The organism is Pseudomonas sp. MWU12-2020 (assembly GCF_023100605.1).
In the GTDB taxonomy this organism is placed as follows: domain Bacteria; phylum Pseudomonadota; class Gammaproteobacteria; order Pseudomonadales; family Pseudomonadaceae; genus Aquipseudomonas; species Aquipseudomonas fluorescens_H.
This window is the reverse complement of the sequence record NZ_JALMEX010000001.1, coordinates 1-19508: the sequence shown is the minus strand read 5'-3', so window position 1 is coordinate 19508 and position 19508 is coordinate 1. Positions and strand designations below refer to the sequence as shown.

The window sequence follows — 19508 nt, the reverse complement described above, 5'->3', positions numbered from 1 at the left end:
CATGAAGCCCGAGCACATGAAGCTGCTCCGGGATAAGCGTTGGCGGTTGAACAATCTCTACTTCATCACCGACAAGCAGGGCAAGAAAGTCCGCTTCCGGATGACGGACGAGCAGATCGAATACTTCGACGGGATGCATACCCGCAACATCATCCTGAAGGCTCGACAGCTGGGCTTCACCACTGAGTGCTGCATCATCCAGCTCGACGCCGCTCTGTTCGAGTCGGCCAAGTGCGCGTTGATCGCCCACACCCTGAACGACGCCAAGCGCCTGTTTCGGGAGAAGGTGAAGTACGCCTACGACAACCTGCCGAAAGATATCCGCGCGGCGAACCCTGCGAGCAACGACGCCGCCGGCGAGCTGGTGTTCAGCAAGGGTGGTTCGCTTTACGTCAGCACCTCGTTCCGGGGCGGCACGCTGCGTTACCTGCACGTGTCCGAGTTCGGGAAGATCTGCGCCAAGTTCCCGCACAAGGCCCGCGAGATCGTCACCGGTGCCTTCGAGGCGGTGGCCACTGACTGCTTTGTCACGATCGAGTCCACGGCAGAGGGGCGTGCGGGCTACTTCTTCGACTACTCACAGAGTGCCGAGAAGCAGCTGCTGTCAGGCACGCCGCTCGGCAAGCTGGACTGGAAGTTTTTCTTCTTCAGCTGGTGGAAGAACAAGGCCTACTGGCTCGACCCGGCTGAGGCGGTCATTCCGCAGCGGCTGACCGACTATTTCAACGAGCTGTTCGCCAAGCACGGCATCGACACGAACCCGGGCCAGCGCGCCTGGTACGCCGCCAAGGAGAAAACCCTCGGCGACGACATGAAGCGGGAATACCCGTCGATCCCGGCCGAAGCCTTCCAGCAGTCGATCGAGGGCGCCTACTACGCCCAGCAGTTCACGAAGCTGTATGCCGCTCAGCGCATCGGAGCGATACCGAATAACAGCCACCTTCCGGTGATGACCTTCTGGGACATCGGCGTCGGCGACTCCACGGCCATCTGGTTCGTGCGGCAGGTCGGCAGCGAGTACCACGTCATCGACTTCTACCAGAACAGTGGGGAAGGCCTGCGGCACTACATGAAGGTGCTCAAGGACAAGGGTTACACCTACTCCGAGCACTGGGGGCCGCATGACATCGACAACCGCGAGTTCGGCAGCGATGCCAAGACCCGCCGTGAAATGGCGCGCGAAGGCTACGAGATCGACGGCCAGCACTACCGCATGACGTTCCAGGTCGTGCCGAAGATCGGCGTCGATGACGGTATCGACCAGGCTCGCGAGATCCTCGCCCACTGTGCCTTTGACGAGGCCAAGTGCGAAGAGGGGATCACTGCGCTGGAGAACTACCGCAAAGAGTGGGACGACAAGAAGGGCTGCTGGAAAGACCGGCCGCTTCACGACTGGGCATCTCACCCGTCTGATGCCTTCCGCTACTTCGCTGTCGCCAAGACGAAGCGCGCAACCATGACCCACATTCCTGTCACCTTCACTTTCTGAGGCCAATATGCCCAACTACAGCGCCATCAGGCAGGAGTACAGCGATGCCTTGCCCGGCTGGCAGCTGGTCAAGCGTTGCGTAGCCGGGCCGCGAGAGGTTCGCAAGTACGACGAATATCTGCCCATGCCTGACCCGCTGAATCAGTCGCCCGAGAACATCGCGCGGTATCAGCAACTCAAGAAGCGGGCAATGTTCCTCAACGTCACCGGCCGCACGCGCACCGGGCTGCTTGGCGCGGTGTTCCGCAAGACGGCAGAGATCAAGCTGCCCTCGGCAGTCGAGTACCTGCTGGAGAACGTCAGCGGTGACGGCTCAAGCCTTGAGCAGTTGTGCAAAGAAGCTACTGGCGAGTGCCTCGACACCGGCCGCGGCGGTCTGCTGACTGACTTCCCGAAGGTGGAACTGCCAGAGGGACAGACTTCGCTCACTGTCGCGCAGGCGGCGAAAGCGCGTGCCTACGTCCACTTTTACCCGGCCGAGAGCATCGTCAATTGGCGGGAGGACGTGATCGACGGCGTGCGCCGGCTGACGCTGGTGGTGCTGCACGAAAAGATCAACGAAACCACGGATGACGGGTTCGAGTTCACCGCCAAGGATCAATACCGCGCGCTGATGCTGATCGACGGGAAGTACGTCCAGCGCGTGTACTCGGAAGATTCGCCGGACGGCATCGAAACGAATCCGACCGATAAGACGGGCAAGGCCTTCGATCACATCCCGTTTCACTTCTTCGGCTCACAGAACAATGACGCCAGTATCGACAAGGCGCCACTGGAAGACCTGGCCGAGGTGAACATCCTCCATTACGGCAACAGCGCCACGGTGGAAGAGGCGGGCTTCATCAGTTCGCAGCCGACGCTGTTCATCACCACGGACATTCAGCCCGACGAATTCATCAAGCTGAACCCGAACGGGATGCATATCGGTTCGCGTCGTGGGCACAACCTCGGCAAGCAAGGCTCTGCCGTCATGCTGCAGGCCAAGGAAACGCAGCTGGCCCGCGAGCTGATGAAAGACAAGGAAGATCAGATGCTGATGATCGGCGCGCGCATCGTCCAGCAGGGCGGTGGCGCCGAGACAGCAGAGGCTGTTCGCATCCGCTACAGCTCTGATAACTCGGTGCTGGGCACGATCGCTGGCAACGTCTCCGAGGCGGTGCGGCTGTCTCTGTTCGACGCGCAGCGGTTCATGATGGAGGCGGTCGACGAAGCTGGCACAGTCTTCTGGCTCAACCAGGAGTTCTTCGATGAGGCTATGGATGCTCAAGCGATCCTTGCTCAGATGCAGCTCTGGCAACAGGGCATCATCGCCAAGAAGGACTTGCGCACCAACCTGCGTCAGGCTGGGGTGCTGGAATCTGACCGCGCAGATGAGGACATCGATGCGGATCGTGAAGAGGAAGCGCCTGTGGTGGGCAGCGAACCAGATTCGCCACCAGCCAACCAGCCACCCGGGGTGAATGATGAGTAGCGAGGGCTATCTGACGGATGCCACCACTCGGCACCAGGTCTACGTCCAGCGATACGCCGGCGGCAACCTGAAGCGGGTGGCGTCATTCATCAGTAAGGCCATCAACACGGCAAAGGCTCGCGTTGCGGCAGGCCTCAGCGCCTACGGCACGCGTCGATACACCTCGCAGATAGAAACGCTACAAGGCGATCTGCGGGGTATCTACGACGACATGAAGGGCAGGGCGCAGCTCGACCTCGGAGAGTTCGCGGTCTATGAGGCCGAGTTCAACGGCAAGATGCTGGGCAAGGTCATCAAGGCCGTTGTGCAGTTCCACGTGCCGTCGGCTGAGATGGTGAGCGCCGCTGCACTGGCTGACCCGATGCTGCTGGAGGCTCGCAAGGGTGCCCAGCGCATCAGCATCAGCGGTGCGCTCGACCAGTTCGGCACCAAGAAGGCCGCCGAGATCATCGGCGAGATTCAGATCGGTTCCAGCCTGGGCGAGACCAGCCAGCAGATCGGCCGGCGCCTGACCAGCATCCACCAGTTGCATCAGGATCAGGCCTCGTCGCTCGTTCGCACCATGACCAACCATGTCGCCAGCACGGCGCGCATGGAGACGCTCAAGGCTAACGACGACATCCTGCAGGGCTGGCGCTGGATCTCCACGCTCGACAGCAAGACCAGCGCCATGTGTCAGGCGAGGGATCAGCACATCTACGGATGGGACGACCCCAAGCCGCCCGGCCACTGGAATTGCAGATCGAGCGCGCTGCCGGTTCTGAAAGATGAGTTTGCCCGCGAGATCCCGGGTTCTGCCAGGCCCTCAATCGGCCCTGATGGCGTCACGCTGGTATCCAGCAAGACAAGCTATCAGGAGTGGCTCTCGCGTCAGCCTGCCGCGTTCCAGCGCGATATCCTCGGCCCGAACCGGTACGCACTCTTCACCAAGGGCGAGCTGACACTGGAGAAGTTCGTGGATGACAACGGCAAGACGCTGACCCTTAAGCAACTGAAAGACCTTGAGCCGCTGGCCTTCGAGCGAGCGGGCCTATGACAACGAGCCACACAAACGACCGGCCTTGAGCCGGTTTTTTTATGCCTGCGGCTGAGCCAACGGCAAATCATCCGGGGGATGACATGAAGTACAAGATCAGCAAGGCGGAATACGAAGCGCTCGATGCGGCAATGCAGGCGCTCTACAAGGTGATGGGCGATGACTTCGTTCTGAGCGTTGAGGGCTTGCCAGCCGGCGGTGAGGATCTGGAGGGCCTGAAGCGCCAGAACCAGACGCTGCTGGACGAGGCCAAGGAAGCCAAGCGCCTGAAGCGCGAGGCGGACGAGAAGCTCGAGCGCGAAAAGCTCGATGCAGCCAGAGCGAAAGGCGACTTCGAGCAGCTGTATGCCAGCAGCGAGCAGGCCCTTGCGGCTGAACGCTCGCGCTTGGCTGAGTTGACCGCCAGCATCGAGCGCCGCGACCTGACGTCGGCAGCCTCGAAGGTCTCCAGCAGCATCGCCGACGGCGAGAACGCCGAGATCCTGGCCGAGTTCGTCCAGCGCCGCCTGAAGATCGTAGACGGTCAGGTCAAGGTCACGGATGCCGCCGGCAACCTGACCATCGCCAGTCTCGAAGACCTGGCAAAAGAATTCCAGCAAGCGCCGCGCTACGCATCACTGGTGCGCGGCACGCAAGCGAACGGCGGCGGGGCTGCCGGGGGTAAGGGTGGCGGGGCCACCAAAACGTGGGACCAAATGACCGGCATGGAGCGCGTAGAGCTTCGCCGAACCAACCCCGCCGAGCACGCGCGCATGAAAGCCGCTGCTGAGGCCAAGTAAAAGGAAATTCTGCAATGCCAACCATTCTCTCGGACGTCGTGTTTCGCGATGAGCTGCGCGACTACATCACCGTCAACAGCGTGGAGCGCACCGCGTTCTTCGAATCCGGCATCCTGACCAGTAACTCGGACATGTCCACGCTGCTGGCAAGCCCGTCCAACACCTTCACCATTCCATGGTGGGTAGACCTGGACGCTTCCATCGAGTCGAACTACTCGAACGACGTGTACACCGACATCGCTGTACCGCTGTCCGTGCACACTGACAGCATGCAGGCGCGCGCGGCTTACCTCAACGAAGGCTTCAACTGCATGAACCTGGTGAAAAACATCACCAATCAGGATCCGCTTGAGTTCGTTGCGGGTCGTTTGCTGAGCTACTGGCGCAAAGTGGCCCAGCGCCGCGCCATTGCCACTACCATCGGCATCTATAACGACAACGTCGCAGGTAACGGTGGTGACATGGTCGTTGACGCCGGCGGCACCATCAGTGCTGCGGCCATCATCCGCGCCAAGGCGACCATGGGTGACTACAGCGGCCAGCTGGGTGGCTTGAGTGTCATTGCCATGCATTCGGCCGTTCAGACCGAGCTGCAGATCCTCAACCTCATCGACTTCACCCCGATCGCCGACCAGATTCCAGAATTTGGCCGCTTCCAAGGTATGCGCGTTGTGGTGGATGACGGTATGCCGGTTATTGCGGGCACTCCGAACAAGTATCTGTCGGTAATCTTCGGCCCGGGCGCCCTCGGCTTTGCCGAAGAAACTCCGCCAGGTGAAGACGGACTCGAGTACGAGCGCGCTCCTGATCGCGGTAACGGTGGTGGCGCTGAAACCCTGTGGACCCGTCGCAATTTTGTGGTTCACCCGCTGGGTTATTCGTTCACCAGCGCGACCATCACCGGAACCCCGACCACCACTCGCCCTATCTCGGCGAACTGGGCGGACCTGGCGCTGGCCACCAACTGGACCCGCAAGTTTGCACGCAAGCAGGTACCGCTGGCGTTCATCACTTCCACCGTATCGGCCTGACCGATAGCCGGCCCCTTCGTGGGCTGGCGAACTTGAAGGAGAAGCATCATGCCAGTTGAAAAAGATCGCCACATCGATCCCGAGCTCAAGGCTCGCTGGGGCTTCGGCGGCACCGAAGGCAATATCACTGTCGGCCCAGAGACCGTAGGCGAAACCGGCGGCGTCGATCACGCTCGATCGCGCATCGCAGAAGGTGGCGGCCGTAACAATGGCGGTGGCGCTGAGCCATCCCGCGAGGCTCTGCAGCTCGACGCCGTAAACGCGCTGGCTGCGGACCTCGAAGCGGGCGTACTGAACCCTGTCGAGGGTGACGGCCCAGCGGTTCGCCTCTATCAAGCCCTGTCCGGCATTCAGCAGAGCATGCAAGGCCTGGCGGATGCCCGCGACGCTGCGGTAAGTAAGTCTGATGGGCTGCAGAAGCAGGTCGATGACTTGCTGGCGCAGGCTGAGCAAGCACGCCTTGCGGACGCCGAAGCAAAGGAAATTGCCGTTCTGAAGGCCAAGCTGGACGCGGCGAAGGTGGCCTACCGCGCCAACACCTCGAAAGAGTCGCTGCAAAAGCAGGTCGACGAACTCGCCAAGTAACACCCGGGGCTTCGGCCCCACTCATTCAAGCGGAGGCCTGATGGCTACCTACATCACCGTGGCGGACGTTGACGCCGAGCTCGGGCCTTCATGGGCGCCAGACGACAAGAAAGCTCGCGCCGTGCTGCAGGCGAATGCCTATTTGACCTCGCTCAACCTGGTCGGCATCGACATGGACGCCATTCCCGAAGAGGTGAAGCAGGCCGGCGCCGAGCTGGCGGTCGTTGCTTCTGAGGGCAAGTTGTACCAGCAGCAGACCGAGGGATCACTGGAAGCCAAGACGGTGAAGGCCGGATCGGTGACCACAAGCAAGACGTTCGCCTCAATCGACACCAGCAAATCCACTGCGCTGCCCGATGGGGTCCAGTTCGCGCTGGGGCTTCTTGCGCCTTGGCGCGCCAGTGGCTTCAGCTTCAACGTGTACAGGTGACCCATGGGCCTACGTGAAGAGATCCAAGCGGATCTGGCCGAGGCCTTCGACACTGACCTGGCGGACGCTGTGCAGCCCTTCAGCGGCGGCGTGACGCTGCCGGGAACGTGGGATCCGGTCAACGAGATAGCTGGCGCCCCTGTTGTCATCGCCTACACAGGCCGGGGCGTATTCGACGCGTTCAAGATTGCCCAGGTCGACGGCGTGAACATCCGCGCCACCGATCAACTGCTGATCGCGCTGACCAACGAAACGATCGGCGGGGTTCCGGACATCGGCCACAAGATCAACGATTTCGACGTGGTCAACGTCCAGACCGACCCGGCCGGCGCCCATTACGAGATCCAGCTGAGGAAAGTCTGATGGCCAACAAAGCGGGCTGGAGCCATAGCCTCACGGACTTCGCCGATCAGGCTGGCGAGGACATCACCCAGATGGCGCGCGTGATCGCGACCGCCATGCTCGCGGAGGTGGTGAACCGTTCGCCGGTCGGCAACCCTGACCTATGGCAGGCCAATGTGGCGTTGCGCACGAAGAACGTAGCGCTGGCAGATGCCTATGACGCGAACGTCGACGCCCGCAACGCTGCGCGCACCGGTGGCAAGGCCTTCAAAAAGCTGACCAAGCGGGAGCGCGAAGAGAACTACTTCGTCAAAGCGCAGGCGGCTGGGAAGGGGTACATCGGCGGCACATTCCGAGGCAGTCATCTGGTCTCGATCGGCGCGCCGGACATGACCGTGACCGACAACATCGACCCGTCTGGCCGCGAAACGATCAGCAAGGGCAGCATGCTCATCAAGGCCTCGGGCAAGTTTCCCGTGATCTATATCCAGACCAACAGTCCCTACGGCGAGATGCTGGAGCTGGGGCATTCCACGCAGGCGCCCGGCGGGGTTTATGACCTCGCGTTCATTGGCGTATCCGAGGCATACACATGACCTTCGAGCAAATCAGGGCGCTCATCACTGCGCGCATGGTCGCCTTCACCGGCATTGAACAGGCTCGGATTGATTACCCGAACCAGCCGGAAATGTTCACGCCGCCGGCGACCGGCCTCTGGTGCCGGCTGAATATCCAGTACGCCTCGGCCTTCATGGCTGGCATGGCCGATCGGCCGCACACCCGCAAGCCCGGGCAGATCAGCATCCAGTGCTTCGCCCGAGAGCGCACCGGCACAAAGGCCATCAACGAGCTGGCCGACGCGCTCGAAGCGCACTTCGCCTACTGGCAGTCCGGCGATCTGGAATGCATGGAAGCCAGTCAGGTGGTCGCCGGCGAGTTCGAGGGCTTCTACCAAACCAACGTCAACATCCGGTTTCGCGCCGGCTGACAGCAAAGCAAACGCCACGCCCGCGCCTGCGGGTTTTTTTATGCCCGCGAAATAGGAGGCTCCAATGAGCTCTGGCGCAAAAGTTGTAAGCCACATCATCCCCGAGGTGACGCCCGGCGTTACCCCGACCGGCACTTGGGACACGCTGCGCCTGACCGGCAATGCGCTGACCCCGACCGTCAACACCCAAGTCAGCGACGAGATCACCGATACTCGTCTAAGCCAAGGCTCGGTGGCCACCAGCATCGATATCGGCGGCGACCTGACGGCTGAATTCTCGTTTGGCTCGTTCGATCAACTGCTGGAGGCCGCGTTCTACGGCAACTGGACCGGTAACGTGCTGAGCGTCGGTGACACCCGCCACACCTTCAGCATCGCCAAGGGTTACGACGACGTCGGCGTCTACGGCGTTTTCAAGGGCGCGCACGTTTCGACCTTCGCGCTCGACATCCCGTCTGACGGCAAGATCACCGCCACCTTCAACATGGCGTGCCTGGACTACACCGACAGCGAAACCTCAATCGTCGTCTCGCCGAACGCACCGACCACCACGCCGTTCCTGTCGAACAACAACGTCGGCACGATCCTGGTGAACGGCCAGTCTCTGGAAGGCGTGGCCTGCGTCTCGGCCATGACCGTCAACCTCGACAACAGCCTGCAAACACAGCGCTGCCTCGGCTCTGACAGTCTCGGCCCGGGCGCACACATTGCTACCGAGGCGGCGATCACTGGCAGCATCACGCTCGCCTGGTCGAAGCGGGCGTGGGAGATCTGGAAGAACACCTTCACCCGCGCACCAATCGGCGTCGTGTTCCCGATCACCGACAGCCTGGGCAACAAGTACACCTTCAACTTCCCGGCGGTGGAAGTGGACGGCGAACTGCCGAATGGTGGCAAGCGCGACCTGATCGAGGTGACGCTGAACTACACCGTTGCCAAGGTTAGTCCGACCATCACCCGCGTTCCGTTCGTGCCTGTGACCAGCGTCTCGGTGGCGCCTACGACCGCTTCCATCGCGGTAGCCGCGACTCGTCAGCTCACTGCGTCGGCATTGCCGGCCGAAGCCGCACAAAACGTCACTTGGTCCAGTTCGGCGCCGAGCGTTGCCACCGTCAGCCCTTCTGGCCTGGTCACCGGCGTCTCCGCTGGCTCCGCGACGATTACCGCCACCAGCGTGTCGGACGTCACCAAAACCAGCACGGCGGCGATCACCGTCACTGCATAAACCTGCTCGACCTTTGGCTGCCCCGGCATTCACGCCGGCCGGGGCAGCCCTTTTATTGGCGCGGCGTTGAGGAATTACCATGGCTCTGCAACTGGGCAAGAAGAAACCTGCAGTCACCGGCGAGCGCTGGGCGAACTTCGACAAGGACACCAAAGTGCTGCTGGCCGGCATCGACAACCCTGAGTATCAGGTCGCGCTGGAGCGCATGCGCCGCCGCATTCAGCGCAACGATGCGCGGTTTGAAGAGGGCCAGGTGGGCGTGGTCGCCGGCGAGAAGACCGAACACCAGAACCATTCGATGCTGCTGGCAAGCTTCATCGTGAAGGACTGGGATGGCGTGCTGAACGCCGAGGGCAACCCGATCAAGTACAGTCCGTCGATCGCCGCCGAGCTGCTGGAAACCAATATCGAGTTCTTCGTCTTCGTCCTGCGCGAGGGTGCAGCTGCAGCCAATGACGCCGCTGAAGAGCGAGCTGAGTCGGTGGGAAAGCCGTCTGCCGCTTCGAGTGGGAGCAAGAGTGGGGCGGGGAAAGCGAAAAGCGCCGCGCGGTCTACGCGCGCCTGAAGCTGGCGGTACCGGATGAGCCGGAAAATGATCCGATAACCGCCTACCTATTGAACCTCTACCGCAATGTGTGCCGTGGGCGCCGTTACATCGCCGGCATGGTCGGAGCCTTTCCGCTGCCTCTGTCGGCGCGGGAGATCTCAGGCTGGCTGGAGTCGCACCCGTCGCCGCTTCCGCGCGAAGAGATCGACGACGTGATGTTTGCGCTGGATGCAGTGTGCTTGGCCAGCGACGATGGTTAGAATGAAAATTCATAGCCACGGAGAGGAAGACATGCAGCGTAATTGGGACTTGATCAGGATGATCCTCTTGGACCTCGAAGAGGCGAAAGGTGAGCATCGAAAGGCTGAGGAAATGCCGCCGTTCCCGGCTGACTGGGTGGCTCTTCACATGAAAATGATGGAAGAAGGCGGCCTGATCGAGGGCAACGACCCTGGATTTCTCAGCGGCCCTCCCCAGTTCTTTGCGCTTGGGCTGACATGGAAAGGGCGCGAGTTTCTCGACAGCATCAGAACCCAGTCGGTTTGGGATAAGACAAAAGGACTTCTGAGAGAAAAGGGGATTGGGCTGACACTCGACACAATCAAGGCCGCAGTGGTTACCGTGGTAACTCAGCTTTTGAAGTCTTGATTTTGTCGAGGCCCTCTGGTTGATGCTAGATTCCCCCTTCAAACAGGGAGGGGGTGTCTTTGAAAAGACAAATAGCATTTGGTGTTGCATTCCTACTGCTGGCGGGCTGCGAAACAACTAGAGTCGCGCCAGAAAAGGCCTCTCAGGTCCCAGCAGAGGATGTTTTCGCTTTCGGTAAGCCAAGCGCAGCAGATGATGCGCGTATTGTTTTCACGCAAGACGCTGGTGCTTTGAGTTGCTTAGGTGCCGGCATGCAGGTGTTCTTGAACGAAAGGCTTGCTGCTGAAACAAGTAGCGGAAAATCGGTGAAGCTTTACCACAAGCCTGGCCCTGTGCAGCTGAGTATCAAGAACAATGCCGCATGCGCCGGCGGTGATCTGCGCGGGCTATTGCTTGATCTGAAACCAGGCTACTCGTATTCGGTTCGCGGGTACCGCGGCATGTGGGATAAAGCAGAGCCGCTTCTTACTGCGCCCGAGCCGTACAAGTACGCGAAATAGCGAGGACTTATGAGAACGATATTCGCCGCACTCATTGCTGTAACTGCGCTTTTTTCAATGTCGGCGCAGGCTGCCGAAAGCTCTTGCAAGAAAATTTCTGCCTTGGCCGGTGAGGCAATGACTGCTCGTCAAAAAGGTGAGCTGCTCGAGGACTCGCTCGACAAAATTGGTGATGGCAGCAAATTCGCCAGAGGGGTCGTTCTCAAGGCTTACGAAAAGCAAGTCATGATCACAGACACCATGAAGGAAGAAGCAGTAAAAGAATTCCGCAATGAGGCGTATCGAGTCTGTCTCAACGCGAACAGCTGAATCAGCACCCAATGAATAACCCGCTCCGGCGGGTTTTTTTGCGCCTGGAGAAAGACAATGGCTCAGACATCCCGCCTCGTTCTGGAAATCGATAGTCGGGACGCCGAGCAAAAGGCTGCCGACACTCGAAAGGCACTTGAGGCGCTCGAGGGGGCAGGTCTTCGTGCCAAGCCGGTGATGGACAAGTTGGCCGACGGAATCGACAGCGTTGGTCAGTCCTCGGAAACAACGGGCAGGAAGGTAAAAACGCAGAAAGAGCAGTTGGAAGAGCTGCTGGGCAGTATTGATCCTGTCACCCGAAAGCTGGGCGAACTGGACAAGCAGGAGAAGGAACTGGCCAAAAACCGGAAGCTTGGCTTGATCGACGCGGATACCTTTTCCGAATATCAAACGAAGATCAATACCACGCGAGCAGATCTCGGGCGATTCAACTCTGACCTTGGCAAAACCGGCATGACGGCGAAGGCAACAGCTGCCGCATTGCGGGGAGTCCCTGCGCAGTTCACTGATATCGCCGTATCGCTGCAGGGCGGTCAGGCGCCACTCACCGTTTTCCTACAGCAAGGTGGGCAGCTTAAAGATATGTTCGGGGGTGTTGGGCCGGCAGCAAAAGCGCTGGGCGGCTATGTCCTCGGCCTGGTCAATCCTTTCACCTTGGCTGCGGCAGCGGTAGGCGTGCTCGGTCTGGCCTACTACCAAGGCTCGAAAGAACAGGATGCCTACCGTCTTTCCCTCGTAACAACCGGTAATGCTGCCGGCACCACGACGCTCGCACTTTCTGAAATGGCCAAGCGTATCAGTGGCACCGTTGGCACCACGGCAGATGCTGCCGCAGCGCTTGCGCAGCTCGCCGGTACAGGGAAGATCGCCAGTTCCAGCTTCGAGCAAATCGCAACGTCCGCCATCGCCTACGAGAAGGCGACCGGGAAGGCAGTATCAGAAACCATCGCAGAGTTTGTGCGGCTGGCGGACGACCCGGTGAAGGCGGTCGCTGAACTCAACAACAAGTACAACTTCTTGACCGCTTCGGTATATGAGCAGGTCCGAGCGGCGCAGGAGATGGGCGAGAAGGAGGCCGCTGCAGCGATCGCTCAGGAAGCTTACGCCAAGGCTTTGGGTGAGCGAGCCGCAACTATGAAGTCAAACTTGGGCTCGCTCGAAAAGGCATGGAACGATCTTGCTGGCGCCGCGAAGAGTGGCTGGGATGCAATCCTCGGTATCGGGCGCGAGTCGAACAGCGGTCCGGACGTAAAGGCGATTCAGCAGAAGATCAATTACCTGAAATCTACCCTTGATACTGGGTATGAGGACGACAACACCAGAGAGCGGATCGCGTCGCTGCAGGCCGAGCTCGATGCCTACGACAAGAAGTCGAAGGCTGAGCAGAAGGCTGCTGAGGAAGGCGCCCGTGCAGCCCAGGTTCAGCGTGATGGGCAAGTGGCTTACGAGGCTTTTGAAAAGAGCCTTGAGCAGAACTTCACCAAACGCCAGAAAATGAACAAGGCGCTTGAGGATGAGGAAAAACGCATCAACGCCGCTCGCACAGCAGGCTATACCATCACCGCTGAGCAGGAGGCCGCAGCACTAAAAGCGATTCGCGAGAACTCCATCTACAAGGAGTCCGAGGAGAAAAAGCCGAAGGCTTATACCGAAGACGCCGGCATGAAGGCGCTCGACCAAGCCCGCCAGCAATATGCCGTGCTGCAACAGCAGAACTCGCTGATCGGGGTGCAGAAAGGTGAGGTCGACAAGCTCGGCGCCGCCGGCCAGGCCCTTGTGAAGTGGGAGCAGGAACTCGCTGACATCAAGGGCAAGCAGACCCTGACGGCTGATCAAAAGTCGTTGTTGGCCAACCAGGAGCTGATCACCGCTCAACTGAAGAAGAACGCAGTGCTCGAAAAGGAAAACGCGCTGCGCAAGATCGCGACCGACGAGACGCAAAAGCTCGCCGCATTCCAGACCAATCTTGCAAGCCAGTTGGCGAAGGCTCAGACCGGGCTGGACAACAATCTGGCCGGCATGGGAATGGGGGATCAGCAGCGGCAGCGCCTGCAGGAGCAGCTCAATATCCAGCAGCAGTACCAGTCTCAACTGGACGCACTGGAGCAGCAGCACAACGAAGGACGGATCAGCGACAACCTGTACAACCAAGAGACTGAAGCCCTGCGTTCAGCGTTGCAAACTCGCCTCGCGATGCAGCAGCAGTATTACTCGGACGTCGACAAAGCCCAGTCGGACTGGTCGCTCGGCGCCTCGTCGGCGTTTCAGACCTACTCCGAGCAGGCCCGCGACGTTGCCGGCCAGACCCGCAATCTGTTCACCAACGCCTTCAGCAACATGGAGGACGGCATCATCCAGTTCGTGAAGACCGGGAAGCTGTCGTTCAAGGATCTGGCGGACGGCATCATCGCCGACTTGATCCGCATCCAGGTGCGTCAGGCGGCGGTGGGCATCTTCGGCACGCTGTTCAGCGGGCTGGCTGGTGCTGGTGCATCTGCGGCCGGCAACGGTTTTGCTGCCGGCTCTGCCGCGGCGACATCGTCGAGCCTGGGCGCATCGGCGGCCGGGTACAGCTCGAAATACGGCTTCTCCGACGGCGGCTATACCGGCGACGGCGACAAGTTCGAGCCGAAGGGCGTGGTGCACGGCGGTGAGTTCGTGGTGCGCAAGGATGTGGTCAGCCAGCCAGGCGCTCGGGAATTCCTCGAGCGCATGAACGCGAACTCGAAAGGGTACGCGGATGGCGGCTACGTCGGATCGGCTGCCGCAACCACGAAGTCCAATGTCGTGCCGATCTCCTCGGCGTCACCCGCTGCCCCGGTCATCCAGCAAAGCTTCAGCTTTCAAGGCACTCCAGATGACGCCACCGTCAACATGGTCAAGGAGGCCGCGATGCAGGGAGCGAAGGGCGGCTACGAGCTGGTCGTGCGCGACCTGAAACAAAACGGAACCATCCGCCAGCTGATCGCGCGGCGATAAGCCTTTAAGGAGTACCGCATGGCTCTCACGTGGCCGGCTTCGCTGCGCCCGTCAGAAATGACGTGGGGCATCGTCAACAACAGCAGGGCGTTCACTTCGACACTCTCGAACGCCCAGCAAATCATCGGCTACCCGGGCGCCTACTGGCAGTGCACGCTGACCTTCGGGTTATTGACGAGGGCTCAGGAACGCGAGCTGTCGGCGTTCCTCGGGCGGCTCGACGGCATGATGGGCACCTTCAACCTTCCGGCTTTCACCAGGCGCAGGACGAACAGCGTCGGCGCACTGACGGTGGTTACTGGTAACGCTCAGGCGCGGTCGATGGTCATCGGCGGCGCAACGGCGAACGCCCCGGCTTTCAGCGCCGGCGACTACATCACCATCGCCGGCGAGATGTTCGAAGTCACAGATCCTGCATCAGCAAATGCGCAGGGCAGAGTGACCGTGCTGCTCAACAAGCGGATACGCAAGACGCTCACGGCCGGTACTGCCGTCGAGTATCTCAACCCGTACTCGGAAATGCGGATGACCTCTGACACCTGGTCCATGTCCGTGCGCCCGGTGGTCTCGAATGGCAGCTATCAATTCAGGGAGGCCTTCTGATGCCCTCAGCATTCCCGTTCAGCCAGAACGTGGTGAACATCATCGCCACTGGACGGTTCATGCCGGTCTACGCCGTGCAGCTCGATTTCGTGGACGGCATGGTCTTCGCTCACACCGGCACTGGTGACCTGGTAGTCGACGGCATCACCTATCAGGGGGTGGGAAATTTCGGCCAGGTCAGCCAGTCGCAGGAAAGCGACAACTCCGGTTCGCCGATGTCGGTCGAGCTGACCCTCAGCGGCCTGGATGCCTACATCCTCTCCGAGACGAACGTACGCGGTTGCCGCGGCCGGATGGCCAAGGTCCTGTTCGTGGTGTTCGACGAGGCTGGCAACTACGCGGCAGACATACTGTTTTCCGGCCGGATGGACGCAGCCAAATTCTCGTTCGCCGGCAACGGCCAAGACGGCAACAGCATCACTGTGCCCGTGGTTGACCGGATGGCCGAGTGGAGCCGCACCGGTACCGAGCGCTTCACCGACGAAAACCACCGCGCACGCCACGACGGCGACCGGTTCTTCTACGCCATCGCCCAGATGTCCGAGTGGCCCATTTACTGGGGCTCGAAGAAGGACGCACCGACATTCACCTATGGAAGTTAGCCATGCGCTACCGAGACTGGACAACCCGTCTGAACGACGTGATCAAGGCCGCCCAAGAGCGGCCTTTTTCATGGGGCGAATTTGACTGCTGCCTGTTCGCTGCTGACTGCACGGCGGCGATTTGTGGCGTCGATCCGGCCGAGAACTATCGCGGCAAATACACAACGGAAACCGGCGCCAAGCGGCAGCTGAAAAAGCAGCACGGCAGCCTCGAGGCGGCGTGGGACACCCATTTTTCTCGGGTGCCGCTGGCTTTCATCCAGCGTGGTGATGTCGTGATGTACGACGCGCCCGGCGGCCGGAGCATGGCTGTTTTCTGGGCTGGCGATTATTGGGCAACAACCGACGACGGCGCAGCCCGTGTCGTATGCGAGCCACTGGCCGCGTGGAGGGTTGAATGAGCGGCGGCGTCAGAAAACTTGCCTCGGTCGTGGTTGGTGCGGTTGTTGGTTTTGCCCAAGGTGGCCCGTGGGGTGCGGTCGCCGGCGCTGCGCTGGCCTTCTACGCATCGGAGCAGCAGGAAAAGCTCAACACCAAGTCGCCATTGCGCGACAACGAGCCGTCGGCGCAGACCGTTCGGTCGTCGAAGGCGCCGGTCCGTTTCATCCTTGGCCGCGTTTCCACTGGCGGCGTGCTGGTCTGGGCGCAAGAACAGGCCGGAGCACAGGGTGAGGGCGAGTGGCTGCACCTGGTGTACGTGTTGTGCGAAGGCCCGATTACGGCACTTGAGAACATCTACCTTGGTGAGGAAGAGATCGGAAGTTACGGCGCGCAGGCGACCTATGAGCTGGTGGTCAATCCGACCCAGGTGAACGCTTTCCTGAAGGCCAACTGCCCGGACTGGAAGGACAGCCAGATCGGCAGAGGCCTGTCATTCGTTAGGGTTTCGCTGCAGTACAGCGCAGAGAAATTCCCGTCAGGCATCCCGGATACCCGTTTCGTGGTGCGCGGCCGCAACGACGTGTACGACCCACGCACCGGTACCGCGGTTTACAGCGCCAATACCGCGCTGCATCTGCTTTGGTTCTTGCGCGCGCGTTGCGGAGTACCGGACGACGAGATCGTGTTCGAAACCTTCGCCAATGCTGCCAACGTGTGCGACGAGGCCCTGACCAATGCCGATGGCTCGACCAGCCAGCGCTATCGCAGCGGCTGCGTAATTGGCGCAGACGAGCAGCGCACGGGAGTGCTGCAGAAGCTGGAAGCAGCCTGCGGCGGGCATCTGATCCGTGTCGGCGGTCGCTGGATGCTTCAGGCGGGTGCGTATTACGGCCCGTATGACTTCGAGATCACCGAGGACATGGTGATAGGCACTGTCACCGGCAGCACTGAGCCGACCAACGACTCGGCGATCAACACCGTCCGGGGCACGTTCATTGACCCGTCGCAATCGTGGACGGAAACCGACTACCCCGAGGTAAGTGTTGCCGAATGGATCGTCGAGGACGGTGGCGAGGCAGCGGAAACGCTGACCTATTCCTATGTCACCGACCCGTACCAGGCTCAGCGCCTGGCGAACATGGAGTTGCGCCGGCGCCGCGCGGGCGGTGCGATCAGCATTCCGATGAACTTCTCAGGCTACAACTGCCGGCCAGGTCGCGTGGTTCGGGTGAATCTGCCCTCGCTCAATATTCTGGGTGAGTTCATCGTATCTGACTGGTCGATGGGGGATAGCGAGGGCTGCACTGTCCAGGTCAAACAGTACGAGGCTGCAATCTTCGATGATGCCGTAGGGCAGCCGTACGACCCAATCGGCTTTATCAAGCTGCCATCAGGTGGTTTAGGTACTCCCACCGGTCTGAGATGGGAAGCAGGAGACGAAGCCGAGATCATGCAGGGCGTTCTGTCCTGGGCACCACCTTCCGGCATCGTTTCGTCTTACGTGGTCACCGTGCGCTTCGGCGCGACAGCCGTCAAATCCGTCTCAGTGCCGGCGACGGCGACAGAGTGCCCGTTGAATGGTTTGCCATCGGGCAACTACACGATGAGCGTTACAGCGCTCGGGCCGATGGCGCGGTCGGGAGAGGCAACGATCACTGTCAGCATCAATGGTCCGCCCATTCCTGAAAGCTGCGTCGTTCAGTCATCGATCGACAACATCGTGCTGATCCCGCACAACTCGCAGAACGGACTGAACGGTGGCACCTATGAGTATTTTTTCAGCACCTCACCAACGGCGACCGTAGCGGATGCGGAGTATTTGGGCCAGGGATTGTCTTTCACCCACACCGGCTTGGGGTTCTGGACGAATTACTACTACTTCATCCGATCGTCGAACGCCTATGGGAAAAGCTCATTTCTCTACGTCCCAGCGCAAACTTCTAACGATGTTTCCGCCTATTTGGCGGCGCTGGCGGGTAAGGTCGGACACACGGAGTTGGGTCAGGACATTATCGATGAAATCGATAAAATTCCGGGACTGCAAGAGCAGATCGATGCCCTCGACGGCCTGAAGACTTACAACCCGGACGAAACCTACGAGGAATACGACCTTGTCGTCGTCGGCAAGCGCATCTACCAAGCTACCGGCCCGGTACCAGTCGAAACCTCACCGCCAAACTCTGCATATTGGCTTGACGTAGGCCAGACCGTGCAGACCGCGAATGGCTTGGCACAGCAGGTATCGACGAATACCGCCGAAATTCTTGAGCTCGACGGAGCTGTCACCGCCCAGGCAACAGCAGTACAAGCTCTTCGCGCAGCTTTTCGTGACGATAATGGACAGGGCGACTTGGACGGTGCCCTGAAAGAGTGGGGAACGACGGCTTCCTTGGCCTCTGAAAGTAAAGTTCGAGCTTCGGAAAACGAGGCGATGGCTCGGCGGATTACCTCTTTCGACGCCGCGATAGGTGAGAACGCCGCCAATATCACCGAGCTGGAAGAAGTCGTTGCTACAAACGCCTCGGCAACCGCGACGAAGATTGAGCAGTTGAATGTCTCCGTTGGCCAGAATGCGGCTGCAATTCAGCAGACTTCCACCGCTTATGCCGACACCGCTGGAAAGCTGAACACCATGTGGTCGGTGAAGATGCAGGTCACCGCCGAAGGGAAGTACGTTGCCGCCGGTATCGGTCTTGGCATCGAGAACACTGGTGCCGGTTTGCAGAGCCAGTTCCTGGTTGCAGCTGACCGGTTCGCTATTGTGAACAGCATTGTTGGTGGCGCGACCACAATTCCTTTCGCGGTAGAGGGTGGACAGGTCTTCATCAATTCGTTGTTGGTGAAGGATGGATCGATCGGTAACGCCAAAATCGGATCATTCATTCAGTCAGACAACTATATCGCTGGGGTGCTTGGGTGGCGTTTGGACAAGCTCGGGAATCTTGAATTTAACGGGCCGGCACCGGGAGGGGGCCGACTGACAATGACAAACAGGGCCATCAAGGTCTACGACCAAAATGGCGTCAAACGGGTTCAGCTGGGAGATCTCGACGCATGACTTATGGAGCAAGAGTCTGGGACGAGAACGGCAATCTCTCCATGGATACCAACAGCTTCACCTATCAGGTTCTGTGGCAGGGAGTGATCGATTTCAGCGGGGCGGTTCAGAATTACACACTGAGCATTCCGGGGTTCAATCCGGCAAATTGCGTCTTCATGATTATCCCGACAAGAGCGCAGGACGTGCAGAGTGCGGAAGCTGACCCGCTTGGCAACACCCGCTCCTATCCCTACGTGACAACCTCTGTCGGGCAGGTCGTGGTCAGGCCGCTCAACCCTTCATCACCAGGGGGGACTACTCCTACCCGGATAGTTGCCAAAGGGTATGCGGTGAGGTTCGCGACATGACTTACGGGTTTAAGAGCATCAACGACAACTCGTTCGTGCAGATCGACTCCGAGGCGCCGCGGTTGTGCCTGCTGACAAAAGGTGCGTATTCGGGCGTCAGCTCGGCGACAGCGGTGTTCGCCCGGGCGGTGACCAGCGTGGACCCACCACTGGTG

22 protein-coding genes are annotated in these 19508 nt (G+C 60.3%); all 22 read left to right on the top strand.

The window, feature by feature from the left end; genetic code table 11:
- Nucleotide 1: 1 nt before the first annotated feature.
- The 22 genes from M0814_RS00110 to M0814_RS00005 all read left to right on the top strand — a co-directional run bounded on the left by M0814_RS00110 (nt 2) and on the right by M0814_RS00005 (nt 19353).
- A complete protein-coding gene (locus M0814_RS00110) occupies nt 2-1489 on the top strand; it encodes a terminase (RefSeq protein WP_103484256.1) in 1488 nt (495 codons plus the stop codon).
- A gap of 7 nt (nt 1490-1496) precedes the next feature.
- Nucleotides 1497-2960 carry a DUF4055 domain-containing protein gene (locus M0814_RS00105; RefSeq protein ID WP_103484255.1) on the top strand — a complete coding sequence of 488 codons (1464 nt, stop codon included), beginning with the start codon at nt 1497-1499 and terminating at the stop codon, nt 2958-2960.
- Entirely contained in the window at nt 2953-3996 is a 1044-nt protein-coding gene (locus M0814_RS00100; RefSeq protein ID WP_103484254.1) for a minor capsid protein, read from the top strand. The genes M0814_RS00105 and M0814_RS00100 overlap by 8 nt, the downstream gene beginning before the upstream one ends.
- 83 nt (nt 3997-4079) lie before the next feature.
- Nucleotides 4080-4775, top strand: a complete 696-nt coding sequence (locus M0814_RS00095; protein WP_103484253.1) for a hypothetical protein — start codon at nt 4080-4082, stop codon at nt 4773-4775.
- A 14-nt stretch (nt 4776-4789) separates the two neighbouring features.
- Complete coding sequence (locus M0814_RS00090; protein ID WP_103484252.1) at nt 4790-5806, top strand: coat protein; 1017 nt, start codon at nt 4790-4792, stop codon at nt 5804-5806.
- A 48-nt stretch (nt 5807-5854) separates the two neighbouring features.
- Entirely contained in the window at nt 5855-6391 is a 537-nt protein-coding gene (locus M0814_RS00085; RefSeq protein ID WP_103484251.1) for a hypothetical protein, read from the top strand.
- 40 nt (nt 6392-6431) lie between these two features.
- Nucleotides 6432-6821: a DnaT-like ssDNA-binding protein gene (locus M0814_RS00080; protein ID WP_103484250.1), complete on the top strand. Its 390-nt coding sequence runs from the start codon at nt 6432-6434 to the stop codon at nt 6819-6821.
- A 3-nt stretch (nt 6822-6824) separates the two neighbouring features.
- Nucleotides 6825-7184 (top strand): hypothetical protein, encoded by a 360-nt coding sequence (locus M0814_RS00075; protein WP_103484249.1) that lies wholly within the window; start codon nt 6825-6827, stop codon nt 7182-7184.
- The gene (locus M0814_RS00070; protein WP_103484248.1) at nt 7184-7759 is read left to right on the top strand and encodes a hypothetical protein; all 576 of its coding nucleotides are present in this window, start codon (nt 7184-7186) and stop codon (nt 7757-7759) included. The genes M0814_RS00075 and M0814_RS00070 overlap by 1 nt, the downstream gene beginning before the upstream one ends.
- The gene (locus tag M0814_RS00065; protein ID WP_103484247.1) at nt 7756-8151 is read left to right on the top strand and encodes a phage tail terminator-like protein; all 396 of its coding nucleotides are present in this window, start codon (nt 7756-7758) and stop codon (nt 8149-8151) included. Before M0814_RS00070 ends, M0814_RS00065 begins: the two co-directional genes overlap by 4 nt.
- 64 nt (nt 8152-8215) lie before the next feature.
- Complete coding sequence (locus M0814_RS00060) at nt 8216-9376, top strand: phage tail tube protein (RefSeq protein ID WP_103484246.1); 1161 nt, start codon at nt 8216-8218, stop codon at nt 9374-9376.
- A 79-nt stretch (nt 9377-9455) separates the two neighbouring features.
- A complete protein-coding gene (locus M0814_RS00055) occupies nt 9456-9941 on the top strand; it encodes a hypothetical protein (RefSeq protein WP_103484245.1) in 486 nt (161 codons plus the stop codon).
- 2 nt (nt 9942-9943) lie between these two features.
- On the top strand, nt 9944-10183 hold the full coding sequence (locus M0814_RS00050; protein ID WP_103484244.1) for a hypothetical protein: 240 nt from the start codon (nt 9944-9946) through the stop codon (nt 10181-10183).
- 31 nt (nt 10184-10214) lie between these two features.
- A complete protein-coding gene (locus tag M0814_RS00045; RefSeq protein WP_158547277.1) occupies nt 10215-10571 on the top strand; it encodes a DUF2513 domain-containing protein in 357 nt (118 codons plus the stop codon).
- A gap of 59 nt (nt 10572-10630) precedes the next feature.
- Complete coding sequence (locus M0814_RS00040) at nt 10631-11071, top strand: hypothetical protein (protein ID WP_103484242.1); 441 nt, start codon at nt 10631-10633, stop codon at nt 11069-11071.
- 9 nt (nt 11072-11080) lie between these two features.
- Nucleotides 11081-11380 (top strand): hypothetical protein, encoded by a 300-nt coding sequence (locus M0814_RS00035; protein ID WP_103484241.1) that lies wholly within the window; start codon nt 11081-11083, stop codon nt 11378-11380.
- Nucleotides 11381-11437: 57 nt separating this feature from the next.
- Nucleotides 11438-14359 (top strand): phage tail tape measure protein, encoded by a 2922-nt coding sequence (locus M0814_RS00030; RefSeq protein WP_103484240.1) that lies wholly within the window; start codon nt 11438-11440, stop codon nt 14357-14359.
- A gap of 18 nt (nt 14360-14377) precedes the next feature.
- A complete protein-coding gene (locus tag M0814_RS00025) occupies nt 14378-14962 on the top strand; it encodes a hypothetical protein (protein WP_103484239.1) in 585 nt (194 codons plus the stop codon).
- On the top strand, nt 14962-15564 hold the full coding sequence (locus M0814_RS00020) for a hypothetical protein (RefSeq protein ID WP_097090050.1): 603 nt from the start codon (nt 14962-14964) through the stop codon (nt 15562-15564). Before M0814_RS00025 ends, M0814_RS00020 begins: the two co-directional genes overlap by 1 nt.
- A 2-nt stretch (nt 15565-15566) precedes the next feature.
- Nucleotides 15567-15965: a hypothetical protein gene (locus tag M0814_RS00015; RefSeq protein ID WP_103484238.1), complete on the top strand. Its 399-nt coding sequence runs from the start codon at nt 15567-15569 to the stop codon at nt 15963-15965.
- Nucleotides 15962-19003 (top strand): DUF1983 domain-containing protein, encoded by a 3042-nt coding sequence (locus M0814_RS00010; protein WP_103484237.1) that lies wholly within the window; start codon nt 15962-15964, stop codon nt 19001-19003. The genes M0814_RS00015 and M0814_RS00010 overlap by 4 nt, the downstream gene beginning before the upstream one ends.
- 41 nt (nt 19004-19044) lie before the next feature.
- Nucleotides 19045-19353, top strand: coding sequence for a hypothetical protein (locus tag M0814_RS00005; protein WP_247868446.1), 309 nt, complete (start codon nt 19045-19047; stop codon nt 19351-19353).
- The last annotated feature ends 155 nt before the right edge of the window (nt 19354-19508 follow it).